Source organism: Limnothrix redekei LRLZ20PSL1, assembly GCF_043235035.1.
Taxonomy (GTDB): Bacteria; Cyanobacteriota; Cyanobacteriia; order CACIAM-69d; family CACIAM-69d; genus CACIAM-69d.
The window spans coordinates 157502-171027 of sequence record NZ_JAZAQF010000086.1 but is presented as its reverse complement, the minus strand read 5'-3'; the positions used below and the strand labels follow the sequence as shown (position 1 = coordinate 171027).

6 protein-coding genes and 1 tRNA gene are annotated in these 13526 nt (G+C 55.8%); 4 read left to right on the top strand and 3 right to left on the bottom strand.

Features of this window, described 5'->3' with window-relative positions; genetic code table 11:
* Positions 1-34: 34 nt before the first annotated feature.
* Complete coding sequence (locus VPK24_RS15475) at positions 35-2071, bottom strand: protein kinase domain-containing protein (protein ID WP_393014683.1); 2037 nt, start codon at positions 2069-2071, stop codon at positions 35-37.
* A 273-nt stretch (positions 2072-2344) separates the two neighbouring features.
* Positions 2345-4378, bottom strand: coding sequence for a tetratricopeptide repeat protein (locus VPK24_RS15470; protein WP_393014681.1), 2034 nt, complete (start codon positions 4376-4378; stop codon positions 2345-2347).
* A 438-nt stretch (positions 4379-4816) separates the two neighbouring features.
* Between VPK24_RS15470 and VPK24_RS15465 the strand changes: the two genes are divergently transcribed.
* The 3 genes from VPK24_RS15465 (at position 4817) to VPK24_RS15455 (ending at position 9497) form a co-directional block, all read left to right on the top strand.
* A complete protein-coding gene (locus VPK24_RS15465; RefSeq protein ID WP_393014679.1) occupies positions 4817-6559 on the top strand; it encodes an ABC transporter ATP-binding protein in 1743 nt (580 codons plus the stop codon).
* 125 nt (positions 6560-6684) lie between these two features.
* Positions 6685-8100 (top strand): mechanosensitive ion channel domain-containing protein, encoded by a 1416-nt coding sequence (locus tag VPK24_RS15460; protein WP_393014677.1) that lies wholly within the window; start codon positions 6685-6687, stop codon positions 8098-8100.
* A 299-nt stretch (positions 8101-8399) separates the two neighbouring features.
* Entirely contained in the window at positions 8400-9497 is a 1098-nt protein-coding gene (locus VPK24_RS15455) for an alkene reductase (RefSeq protein WP_393014676.1), read from the top strand.
* 182 nt (positions 9498-9679) lie between these two features.
* On the opposite strand, the gene carB is transcribed toward VPK24_RS15455, so the two are convergent.
* A complete protein-coding gene (gene carB, locus VPK24_RS15450) occupies positions 9680-12979 on the bottom strand; it encodes a carbamoyl-phosphate synthase large subunit (RefSeq protein WP_393014674.1) in 3300 nt (1099 codons plus the stop codon).
* 330 nt (positions 12980-13309) lie between these two features.
* On the opposite strand from carB, the gene VPK24_RS15445 reads away from it, so the two are divergent.
* Positions 13310-13383: transfer RNA gene (locus VPK24_RS15445), tRNA-Asp, on the top strand.
* Positions 13384-13526 lie beyond the last annotated feature (143 nt).

Genomic DNA, 13526 nt, shown 5'->3' with positions numbered 1-13526 from the left:
ATGGGGGGTTGGAGAATAACCTAGAGAACAGCCCTTAAGGCATGGCCTGCAATTTCTCTAGCTCACGGCGGGCTGCGTCATAACAATCCAGTTGCCCCCGATCGAGACAGAGCTTGGCCGCCTGTCGAAAATCCGCCGCCGCCGGGGCCCGGTTCCCCAAGCCCACCTGCACCAATCCCCGCTGTTGATAGGCCATGGCATAGCGATCGTCTAGGGCGATCGCCTGGTTCAGATCGCTGAGTGTGCCTTGGGGTTCCCCCAGGGCCTGGCGAGTGAGGGCGCGGTAGTAGTAGCTTTCCGGATCTTTGCTGTCTAAACGAATGGCCACCGTCAAATCGGCCAGGGCTGAGGGCAGATTGCCGCTGGCAAAGTGAGTACGTCCCCGCACCTGATAGGCTCTGGCGTTGTTGGGATCCAAGCGGATGGCTTGGGAACTGTCGGTGATCGCCCCTTCGGAGTCGCCCGCCAGCATTTTGGCCAAGGCCCGGCCACGGTAAGCCGCCGACCAACTGGACTGCTGAGACAGCACTTTGTCAAAGTCCGCGATCGCCCCTTTCGCATCGCTCAGTTGCAACCGCACAAATCCTCGGCCCAGGTAGGCCGCACTCAGACTGTCATTGTCTTTGATGGCTCGATCGTAGCTGGCCAGAGCGCTTTGCAAATCACCCAGGCGATCTTGTGTGGCCGCCAGATAGGTACGGGCGATCGCGTCACTGGCTTCGAGCTGCAAGGCCTGGTTTAAGTCAGCCAACGCCGCATTCCAGTTGCCGCTGTTGTAGTAGGCCACGCCGCGCAAAAAATAGGCAGAACTGCTGGCAGACCAAACCAGCGCTTGGGTTGCGTCGTGAATGGCCTTGTTGTAGTCCCAGGTGCGATCGGAAGCCGGTTTTTTTCCCTCCAACACTCGCGCAACTCCCACCAAGTCCGAAGGGGATGCATTTGGGTTCATCACCAATCCCGTAGGCACTTGAGACCACCGCGACAAAATCATCTGGGCAATGGCTAATTGGGGCAACCCCGACTGCCAGAGGGTTGCCAGCCCCACCACCGTGCCCAACAACCCCAGCCCCCAGGGCCACCAGCGTCGCCACCAATCCGCCCAAGGGATGGGGTTGCCCAATTCTTCCTCGGCGGCCGTGGTGATGGATTCACCACCATTCCCGCCCATCAGCGGCAACAGATCCATCAACACTTCCTCGGCGCTGGCGTAGCGCTGTTGATAGGAAGGATGCACCATCTTATCGAGGACGGTTCCAAACGCCGTGCTGACGGAAATGCTGGCTCGCCAATTCAGGCGGCCGCTCACCGGCTCCTGGGATCCGCGCAAGGCCTGTAATTCCTCCGAGGAAAAGCCCCCTAAGGCCTGAATCGCGATCGCCCCAACGGCGTAGATATCGCTGTTGAACTGGGGATTGCCATAAAACTGCTCGATCGGCATATAGGCCGGAGTGCCAGCCGCGATCGTGCGGGCAGCGGCCGATTCCCCATCGGTTTGCAAAATTTCCTTCACGGAACCAAAGTCAATCAACACCAACCGGCCGTCAGCGCTGCGGCGGATTAAGTTGGCGGGTTTGATATCCCGGTGAATCACCCGGTTGCCATGGACAAAGGACAAAATTTCCAGAATTTCCGCCACCATGGAAATCACCCGTTGCTCCGGGAGTGGTTCCCCCACCACCAATTCCCGCGAGAGGGGGTGGCCCGGTGCAAATTCCTTGACGAGATAAAACTGCTCGTTTTCTTCAAAAAAAGCCAACAGGCGGGGAATTTGGGGATGGGTTCCCAACCGTTGCAACATTTCCGCCTCTCGCTGAAAGAGACGGTGGGCATTTTTGGCGGCGGTGGGGTTGGGACGCAACAGGCGCAGTTGCTTCACCACACATTGGGGATAGCCCGGCCGGCGAAGATCCGCAGCCAGGTAGGTTTTGCCAAAGGCTCCGGAGCCGAGCACTTGCAAGATGCGATAGCGCTTATCCAGCAGTTGGCCGATGGTAATAGGATCCTTGCCTAAGGATGGTTTGGGAGGTCGATCGCCCGGAGGTGGAGGAGAAGGTGGGGTGTTGGGGGCCAAGTTCAGTTAGGGATGGGGCAAAAACAACAGGTTAAATGATCCAGAAACGAGGTTTGGGGAATTAGAAACTGAGACAGACCCCAGCAGGTGAATGGATGGCCGCGCCTAGTCGCGCGACAGGTTTAATCCGTTGGGCGCAGATTGCGGAGTCAGTCGCAATCGCAGGGGGCTGAAGCCCTTTGCTGCCTAACGATCGGGTAACGGTAGCAGTCATTTAACTTGACCTATGGCTTGACCTATGGCTTGACCGATGAAAGCAAGCCTGCCGCGTGACTAGGATGGCGGAGGGCTGGCGGTTGGGCTGGGTTCGGGTGGTGGGGCTTCGGGTTCTTCCTCATCGGACAATTTGAGATCGGTGGGCAGTTTGCCCGCTTGGATCTGTTGGATTTGGTACTGGGCATCACGGTAACAACCCAAACGGCCTTCGTCGATGCACAGCTTGGCCGATTGTTGGAAGTCGGTGAGTGCGCCAGTTTGGTCACCCTGTTTTAGCCGGGCCACGCCCCGATCGTAATAAACCAGGGCATGTTCTGGCCGCAGTTCGATCGCCTTGTTGAAGTCTTCGATCGTGCCTTCCACTTCGCCCAAATCCCAACGGGTTAGCCCCCGATTGTAGTAGGGGTCTGGGTCGTCCGGTTGCAGTTGGATCGCAATGTTGAAATCCTGAAGGGCGGCCTGGAGGTTGCCGGCCCGCCGATGGGCTAGGCCGCGGTTTTGATAGGCCAGGGCATAGCTGGGGTTGAGTTGAATCGCTTTGGTGGCATCTTCGATCGCCCCCTGTTGGTCATCCAGGTTCGATCGCGATAGGCCCCGATTCAGATAGGCGGGGGCCAAGAGGCGGGCCGGCACTCCCTTGGCCGCAATCACACGGTTGTAGTCTTCGATTGCCCCTTTATCGTCGCCAATGTCGCCCCGAACGTTGCCCCGGTTCAGGTAAGCCTGCACCAAGTTGGGGTCGTAGGTCAGGGCCCGATCGTAGTCCTCGATCGCGGCGCGGGCATCACTGAGACGGTAGCGGGCGTTGGCCCGTTGGAAATAGCTGGGGGCATGTTTGGGCCGCAGGCGAATGGCCCGATCTAAATCCGCGATCGCCTTTTGATATTCCCCAATTTCCTCATAGGCGGCTCCCCGTCGGTAGAGCGCTTCCGCATTGTTGGCATCCACCTGAAGGGCTTGGCTGTAGTTGGCGATCGCCTCTTCCAAGTTTTCGGCCTTCAGTTGGTCACTGCCGCGATCGACCCAATAGCGCGATCGCAGGGGCCCCGCCAGCAGCAACGCCCCAAACCCCAATCCCACCACCGCGATCGCCACCCCCAACCACAACCGGCGATCGGGCCAACGGCGTTTGGCCGCCTCTTGGGCCTCGCTGTGGGCGGGGGCGTTTTGGCTGCTGTTGGCCAGGCGGGCCCGCAGGCCGCTCATGCCCGCGCCGCTGAGATTCACCCCGCTGCCCATGGACAGCCCATAGAGTTCCTGCAAATCCCGCAGGGCATCGGCGGCCGACTGATAGCGGCGATCGAAGTAGGGAGAAATCAGCCGTTCAATCAGGGAAATCAGCCCGGGGTTAATTTGCCCGTGGTTGGGCCAATCCAGATGGGGCGGGCGATCGCCATTGTTATCTTTGGGTTTGGGCAGAGCATTGGGCGGTAACCCGGTCAGGGCTTGGACGCAAATCATCCCCACCGCATAGAGATCGCTGTTGTAGAGCGGGTTTCCCTGCAACTGTTCCGGCGACATGTAAACCACCGAATCCGGTGAAGGGGGCGGCGTGATGGCATCAGCCCGGGCTGAGGGATTGGCAATTTCTTGAATCAAGCCGAACTCGATCGGGACAATTCGCCCATCGATCGTGCGGCGAATCAGGGTTTCGGGCCGCAAATTACGGTGAATGACCCCGTTTTTGTGGACAAAATCCAGCACTTCCAGCGTATCTTGCAGGAAACGCACCACATACTCTTCCGGCTGGGGCTGATTGGCCTTCAGCTCCTCGGCGATGGTTTGCCCCTGAATCAGTTCCTCAATGAAAAAAAGTTGTCCCTCTTGCTCAAAACAGGCCAAAAGCTGCGGGATTCGATCGTGAGTGCCCAGCTTTTCGAGGGTTTCTGCTTTTTTCTTAAACAGCAACTGCACCACTTGCAGTGCTTTGGAATTTTTGCTGGGGAATTGGAATTGCCGCACGATGCAGTGGGGCAAGCCCGGTCGGCGCAAGTCCGCAGCCAGGTAAGTTTGCCCGAACGCTCCGGACGACAGGATTTCTACGATCCGATAGCGTCGGTCGAGAAGTTGACCGACTGAGAGCGTCACCATAGGGCCAGGCTGCGGTTACTGTGTCAGCGTTCAAAGCAGTGGGTTTGTAGGGAGCGAGCGGCATCCGATGGCTCAATTGGGCGATCGCGCGGGATGGTCGCACGCTTCAAGTTTAAACCACCCACCCGAGGGCTACGACGGCTAACACCATAACTCTTTGGGGATCCTTCGGAGGAATAGGTATGTTTTTTAACGATTCATTGGGGAATTCGCTACCAAGGGGCGCTTGAATCAGCCATTTTTAGGCCATTCTTTTTTAGACCATTCTTAGGCCATCTCATTGAAGTTGACTAGATGGATCGTTTCCGATCCCCTTTCAATCTGCTTTCGATTCTGGCAATCGCGAGGATCGGCCAAGGAGGAGATTGGGGCCCGATCGGGATTCGGGGTTGATTAACAGGTAGCATTTTGGCTCTATCCACAAAGCAGGTGTAAACAATGTCCCGAACCGGCAAAGGGCGATCGCACTATTGGCAACTGTGGCCCTTCGTGCGCGCGGAGGCCAAGACGATCGCCCTGGCATTGGCCTGCACGGTGGGGTTCACGGCTTTTTGGCCGGTGTTGGCCTGGTTGCCGGGCCAGTTGGCCGAGCCGATCGGCACGGGTCAGCCAGACAAAATTCTGCAATTGGCGGGCTTAGCGGCCCTGATTTTTCTGGTGCGCGGCGCGTTTCAGTATGGCCAAGATACCTTGATGGCCAAGGCGGCTTTGCGGGTGGCCATGACCCTGCGGGTGCGGCTGTATGGACATTTACAAACCCTGAGCCTGGACTATTTTGAGCGATCGCAAACGGGTGACCTGGCCTATCGACTCACGGGCGATGTCGATCGGGTGGGAGACGCGGTGGGCAAGGTGTTTCACCAATTTGTGCCCTGTGTGCTGCAACTGGTGGTGGTGCTGGGATACATGATCTATCTCAACTGGCAGTTAACCTTGGCTACCTTTGCGATCGCGCCCTTGATTGCGGTTTTGATTGCTTGGTTTGGGGATCGCCTGTTGAGCTTTGCTCGCCGCAGCCAGGATCGAATTGCGGGATTGGCGGCCACGATCGCGGAAATTTTGGCGGGAATTCGGTTGGTGCAAGCCTTTGGGGCCGAACGCACAGAACTCGATCGCTTCCGGCAAGAGGCCGAAGCGGCCCGGCACGCCAAACTGCAAGCGGCCCAAGCCAAGGCGGCTCAGTTTGTGATTGTGGGCTTTTTGGAAGCCATGAGCGTGTTGGTGTTGTTTTGGTTGGGAAGCTGGCAAATTGGCCAAGGCAACTTAACCGGCGCGGGGTTCATTAGCTACGTGACCGCTGTGGCCCTGTTGATTGACCCCATTTCGATCACCACCAGCAATTACAACGAATTCAAGGAAAGTGAGGCCTCAGTCGATCGGCTGTTTGAGCTGCTGGCCGTGCCGCCGACGGTGCGCGATCGCCCCGGGGCGCAACCCCTGCCCGCCATCACCGGCCGGGTGGAATTCCGCGCGATCGAGTTTGCCTACCCGAGCGCGGCGGAACCGGTGTTGCAAGGGTTGGATCTGACCGTGCGGCCCGGTGAGGCGATCGCCCTGGTGGGGGCTTCCGGCGCGGGCAAAAGCACGATCGTCAATCTGTTGCTGCGGTTTTATGATCCCCAAGCGGGCCAGGTTTGCATTGATGGCATCGATTTACGAGAAGTGACCCTCAACAGCCTGCGCCAACAGATTGCGATCGTGCCCCAAGAAACGATCCTCTTTTCCGGTTCGATCGCCCAAAACATCGCTCTGGGTAACCCTAAAGCCAGCCACAGCGCCATCGAACAAGCCGCCCAAATTGCCAACGCCCACGACTTCATCAGCCAACTCTCCGAGGGCTATAACACCTGGGTGGGCGAACGGGGAGCCAACCTATCCGGCGGCCAGCGCCAGCGAATTGCGATCGCCCGGGCCGTGTTGCGAGATCCCAAAATTCTGATTTTGGATGAGGCCACCAGCGCCCTCGACTCGGAATCCGAAAGCCTGGTGCAAGAAGCGCTCGATCGACTCCGGCGCGATCGCACCACCCTGACCATTGCGCACCGCCTGGCCACCGTGCGTGGGGCCGATCGGATTTTGGTGGTTGAAAAAGGGCAAATTGTCGAATCGGGCAGCCATGATCAGCTACTAGTCCAAAACGGTCGTTATGCCGCCTACTATGCTCGCCAATTTCGTGAATAAAGGGTTTCAATTTTTGGAAAAGGGTTCTTATGAAAAATTTGTTCTGAAAACCCCTTCCTGAACGATGCTTCCTGAATGCTGAATCTGGCCACTTTCCCAACCCAACCCCGATCGGGAACGTCTTCATGGCTGCTTTACAAGTTGCTTGGTCGCAAATTACACAAGTTCCCCTTTTTAGATTGGGAACCACCCCGATCACGATCGGGTGGATGATTCAAGTGGCGTTGCTGCTGCTGCTAGTGAGTCTATTCACCAAAGGACTGCGCCAACTGCTGAAAAACATCATCCTTAAGCGCTTGGGCATGAGCGAAGGAACCCGTGGAGCAGTTGCTATTTTGTTTAGTTGGAGTATGGGTGCTCTGGGTTATGTGCTGGTGCTCCAGTCCATGGGATTACAATTGGAATCCTTTGCTTTAGTGATCAGTGGTCTAGGCGTTGGCATTGGTTTGGGACTGAAAGAATTAACCAAAAACTGGGCTAGTGGGTTGACCCTATTGGGCGAACAAAAGCTCAAAGTCGGGGATTTGATTGAATTTAATAACAAGTTGGGATACATCCAAGATATTTCCATTCGTTCAACTGTGATTCGCACGTTTCGTGGATCAGAATTGATTGTGCCCAACAGTGAATTAACGAATCGAATGGTTGAAAATTGGAGTTATCAAGATTGCCGAAGCCGCATTGAAATTCCCTTGAAAGTGGTTCCGACTAGCGATCTTTCAGTCGTGACGGAAATTTTGCTAGCGGCGGCTTTTACCCACTCACAGATTTTGCGATCACCCCCACCCAAAGTAATGTTTCAAGGCTTTCAGGAAGGCAGCATTAGCTTGGAGCTTTGGGCCTGGGTCGATCGCGTCGATCAACGCGCTGGCATTCGCAGTGCTCTCCACTTTGCGATCGCCCATGGTTTGCGGCAACATCAGATCCAGCTTGCGCCGACCCTTCCTCATTGGGTTGCGGCCGAGTCGGAACCCCTGGAGACTGAGGCTGGGGCGATCGTTCCTGCAACCGTTCCCACCCAACCCCTCAAAGACCTGCTGCGATCGATCGGCTACTTCCAAAGTTTCACCCCCCTGGAAATTGAGTTTCTGATCCAATTAGGCTACCGACGGCAATTAACAACGGCCGAAATTCTTTATCAGCAAGGGGATGGGGCCCATGAATTTTGCATTGTCTTGAAGGGGGCGATCGAAGCCATTTTTGAAAATCAACGCATCAGCCGCCGGTTGTTTTCTTTCACAGAGGGTGAATTTTTCGGTGAATTGCCACTGATGTTGAATGTGCCTTACCCCACCACCATGCGAGCGGCGGAACCCACTGAACTCTTTTTGATTCACCGCGATGGGTTTCAATTGCTTCTGAATAACCATCCTCACTTGCTGGAGGTAATTTCACAGGCCATGGGCGATCGTCAAGATGTGTTGGAGAGCTATCGCCACCATTTAGAAACAGCGGGTCTGTTGGAAGATTCGGAACCGAAAAGCCTAATGGCTAGACTTCAAAACCAACTTCACCAGTGGGTTAGTCATTGGTCTGCTTGATTGCTTCCTAGAGTTTGATTCAGAATATTTTTAAATTTTTGACCGAGATTTTTGACCGAAATCTTTCACTAAGTTTCTGTCTTGATGTCAACAAAAGCATCTTAAATTGTTTTTCATGCTCATGTGATCAGTGAGTGATGTCTCTTGGTCTAAATTATGGTCAAAGAGTTCGTAGGGGCCATTGCTCAGATCCAAATACTTAAACGCAATTTAATCTGCCAATTGAGTCCCAGAGACTAATGAATTTGCTAGATTGAAAGTCATGACTATCAACCCTGTCATTCATTGGGAATCGTTCTGTGAGTTCATCTCCTCAGCTTCTAAGTCCTTTCACGTTTGGTGACTTAACCCTCAAAAATCGTGTGGTTTTGGCTCCCCTAACCCGTGCCCGTGCAGGGGTGGAGCGCCTGCCCAATGCCTTGATGGCGGAATATTATGCCCAGCGATCGAGTGCTGGCCTTTTGATTAGCGAAGCCGCCGTCGTTTCTGAGCAGGGCATTGGCTGGCAAAATTCTCCCGGCATTTACAACGACGCTCAAACGGAAGCCTGGAAACAGGTCACCCAAGCAGTGCACGATCGGGACAGCAAAATTTTCTTGCAACTGTGGCACTGCGGCCGCGCTTCCCACAGCAGTTTCCGCGCCGATGAGTCGCTGCCGGTTTCGGCCTCCGCAATCGCCATCAGCAACGACCACATCCACACCCCCACGGGCAAACACCCCTACGAAACCCCGCGCGCCTTGGAAACCGACGAGGTGGCGGCAGTGGTGGAAGACTATCGCCGGGCCGCCGAACGAGCCAAGGCGGCGGGTTTTGATGGGGTGGAAATTCACGCAGCCAATGGCTATTTGATTGATCAATTCCTACAATCTAAAACCAATCAACGCACCGATCGCTACGGTGGCAGCCTGGAAAATCGCTATCGGTTTCTGGGCGAAATTGTGGCAGCCGTAATCACAGTTTTCCCGTCCGATCGGGTGGGGGTTCGGCTTGCGCCCAATGGGATTTATAACGATATGGGTTCGCCGGATTATCGGGAAACCTTTACCTATGCGGCGCAACAGCTCAATGCGCTGAATTTGGGCTATTTGCACGTTATGGATGGCCTAGCGATTGGGTTCCATAACTTGGGTGAACCCATGACCCTGAACGAGTTTCGATCGGTGTTTTCAGGCCCCTTAATGGGCAATTGTGGCTACACCCAAGAAACGGCTGAAGCGGCGATCGCGTCGGGAAATGCAGACTTGATTGCTTTTGGGCGACCTTTCATCAGCAACCCGGACTTAGTTGAGCGGTTTGCCCATGATTGGCCCCTGGCTCCGGAAGCCCCGTTAGAGGTTTGGTACGCTTTTGACGAAAAGGGCTATGCGGATTTTCCTGCCTATCAAGCATCGTAGGGGGCTTCAACCTCAATAGCACTGAAAGATGCTAGGAAACCCCTAGAAAAAACCCCTGGAAAAAACTGAGAAAATCAGGGGACTCAGCCAAAAAAACAAGGGGCTTCAGCCCCTTGTCTGTTTAACTCTGGATATCCTCTTAACCGTGGATATCCTCAGATATCCTCTCTGCCCTCATTGGCCTAAGCCAAATATTCCTGGAGGGATTTCACGGTTAGGGGTTGGGATTGAAGCGATCGAATGGCGGCGGCCGTGGCCTTGGCCCCGGCGATCGTGGTGATGATGGGCACTTTGTAGACCAGGGCGGTGCGCCGAATGGCTCGATCGTCGAACTGGGCTTGCTCCCCGGCGGGCGTGTTAATCACCAACTGCACCTGACCGTTGACGATCGCATCGCGAATGTTGGGGCGGCCCTCATGGATTTTCAGGGTCAGTTGCACCGCTTTGAGGCCATGCTCATGGAGCACTTTGCGCGTGCCTTCGGTGGCCAACACTTCAAAACCCAAGTCCAGCAGTTCCTTCACCACCGGCACGATCGCCGCCTTGTCGCGACTGTTGACCGACACAAACACCGTCCCGGTTAGGGGCAACCGTTGGCCCGCCCCCAAAGCAGCCTTGGCGAAGGCCGTGCCAAAGTCTGGATCCACGCCCATCACTTCCCCGGTCGATCGCATTTCCGGCCCCAGAATCGTATCGGTGCCCGGGAATTTTTCAAAGGGCAACACCGCTTCCTTGAGGGCAAAGCGATCGGGAATCACTTCCTGTTCAAAGCCCAGCTCGGCCAAGGTTTTGCCAGACATTACCCGCACGGCCATTTTGGCCAAGGGTACCCCGATCGCCTTGGAAACAAAGGGAACCGTCCGCGAGGCCCGGGGATTCGCTTCCAGGATATAAACCTGGGGTTGGCCATTGTCGCCCGTGACCACTGCGAACTGAATATTCATCAGCCCCACCACCTTCAGGGCTTTGGCCAAGGAAACCGTCCAGTCGCGAATGGTGGCTAGAGCGCTGGCCGGCAGCGAGAAACTGGGAATGGCGCAGGCGGAGTCACCGGAGTGAATCCCAGCCTGCTCGATGTGTTCCATGATCCCGCCGATCGTCACGTTGCCGCCGTGGTCGGCGATCGCATCCACATCCACCTCGATCGCGTTTTCCAGATACTTATCAATCAAGATTGGGTGATCTGGTTCCACCTGCACCGCCACGGTCATGTAGCGTTCCAGATCCGCATCGGAATAGACAATTTCCATGGCACGACCGCCCAACACATAGCTGGGCCGCACCACCACCGGATAGCCAATCCGCCGGGCAATATCCAGGGCTTCACCATAGCTGCGAGCAATGCCGTTGGGGGGCTGCATGATGTTCAGTTCCCGCAACACATGCTCGAACCGTTCCCGGTCTTCGGCCATGTCGATCGAGTCGGGCGACGTTCCCCAAATCTCCGTTGGCAGATCGGGGTTGCTTTGCAAAGCCGTCAGCAAAGGAACCGACAGTTTCAGGGGCGTTTGACCGCCAAATTGCACAATCACGCCCTTGGGCTGTTCCGCTTCGATGATGTTCAGCACATCTTCCTTGGTCAGCGGTTCAAAGTAGAGCCGATCGCTGGTGTCGTAGTCCGTGGAAACCGTTTCCGGGTTGGAGTTAACCATGATCGTTTCGTAGCCATCCGCTTGCAGCGCAAAGGAAGCATGACAACAGCAATAGTCAAACTCAATCCCCTGGCCAATCCGGTTGGGGCCACCACCCAGGATCATTACTTTTTGTCGATCGCTCGGCAGGGTTTCCGTTTCCGCCGCCACGGTTTCCGCTTCGTCACCAGCCAACACCAGACTGCTGGTTTCATAGGCGGAGTAGTAGTAGGGCGTGTAGGCTTCAAATTCGGCGGCGCAGGTGTCCACGGTTTTGTAAACCGGCACAATGCCCAAGCCTTTGCGATAGGCCCGCACTTCGTCTTCGCTGGTTTTGGTGGCGTAGGCAATTTGTCGATCGCTGAAGCCCTGTTGCTTGGCCGCCAGCAGAATTGCAGCGCTCATGTCCTTCAAGGGCGTGCGCTTCAGCAGCTTTTCGGTTTCCAGAATTTCTTGCAGCTTATCCAGGAACCAAGGATCAACGCCGGTCAGTTCGTAAATATCTTCCACGCTCATGCCTAGCTGCATGGCATAGCGCAAGGTAAAGACGCGCTCCGGGCTGGGGGTGCGTAGGCTCGATCGAACCTGTTCCAGACTGGGAATTTTTTCATCCCGATCGCAGCCCCAACCGGCTCGACCCGTTTCGAGCGATCGCAGTGCCTTTTGGAAGGATTCCTGGAACGTCCGCCCGATCGCCATTGCCTCACCCACGGATTTCATTTGGGTGGTCAGCACGGCCGGGGTGCCGGGGAATTTCTCAAAGGCAAACCGGGGAATTTTAGTGACGACGTAATCGATCGTCGGCTCAAAGGAGGCCGGGGTTTTTTGGGTGATGTCGTTGGAAATTTCATCCAGGGTGTAGCCCACGGCCAGCTTGGCCGCAAACTTGGCGATCGGGAAGCCTGTGGCCTTGGAAGCCAAGGCCGAGCTGCGCGACACCCGAGGATTCATTTCAATGACGATCACATCGCCGTTTTCCGGGTTTACCGAAAACTGAATATTGGAGCCGCCGGTTTCCACCCCAATTTCCCGGATGATCTTGATCGAAGCATCCCGCAGCCGCTGATATTCCTTGTCGGTGAGGGTTTGGGCCGGAGCCACGGTGATCGAATCGCCCGTATGCACCCCCATCGGGTCGAAGTTCTCGATCGAGCAGATAATCACCACGTTATCGGCTAGATCGCGCATCACCTCCAGCTCATATTCCTTCCAACCCAACAAGGACTGCTCGATCAGAATTTGTGAAACGGGGCTGGCATCCAAACCCGACTGGGCAATTTCTTCAAATTCCTCTTGGTTGTAGGCAATGCCGCCGCCGGAGCCGCCCATGGTGAAGGCCGGGCGAATAATCAGCGGGTAGGAGCCAATTTGGCGCGCCACATCACGGGCTTCTTCCAGGGAGTTGGCCAACCCCGAGGGGCAAACGCCCACGCCAATTCGCTCCATGGCTTCCTTAAAGAGCTTGCGGTCTTCGGCCATTTCGATCGCCGCCAGCTTGGCCCCAATCAGCTCCACACCATAGCGAGCCAGCACACCGCTCTTGGCCAAGGCCACAGCAATGTTCAGGGCCGTTTGGCCGCCCATGGTGGGCAGCAAGGCATCGGGCCGCTCTTTAATGATGATTTTCTCAACCACTTCCGGGGTGAGCGGCTCAATGTAGGTGCGATCGGCCATTTCTGGGTCGGTCATGATCGTGGCTGGGTTGGAGTTCACCAGCACGACCTCGTACCCTTCGGCCCGGAGCGCTTTACAAGCCTGAGTACCGGAGTAGTCAAATTCGCAGGCCTGACCAATCACGATCGGGCCGGAACCAAGGAGCAGAATCTTGCGAATGTCGTCGCGGCGGGGCATAAGGGCAATCCCAGGGGACTAGCGATTTCGATCGACCACGGGCCGCCCGGCCCGAGATCCTGCTTATTGTACGAGGTGCGATCATCCCGTCAATGTTTAGGGCGCACTGTTCTCCGGCCCGGTTTTGCTTTGGGTTCCTACCCCAGGCCCGCGATCGGCGGCCAAAGGGGCGAAAAAGTTTTTTAGAAAATCTTCTGGAAGACCGCCCAGAAAATTTTTTTAGGAAATTTCAGAAAAACGTTTGACAAATTCGAGTTTATCCGCAAATATGTATATCGCTGAAGGCGCGGGACGCGAAACAAAAGCGCTCCAAAAGCCAAAAAGCAATTTGGGTCTGTAGTTCAATTGGTTAGAGCACCGCCCTGTCACGGCGGAAGTTGCGGGTTCGAGCCCCGTCAGACCCGTTCAAAAGGTAAAGTTCAAGACTAAAGAGCGAAGAGCGTCAGCTCTGAACCCGAACTGAACCTACATCGTCACTGATGTTGCTTCTATTGCTTCAGTCTCAACCAGGCAGGTCGATCCTGTGCGATCGATCCTTAGGGCCTGT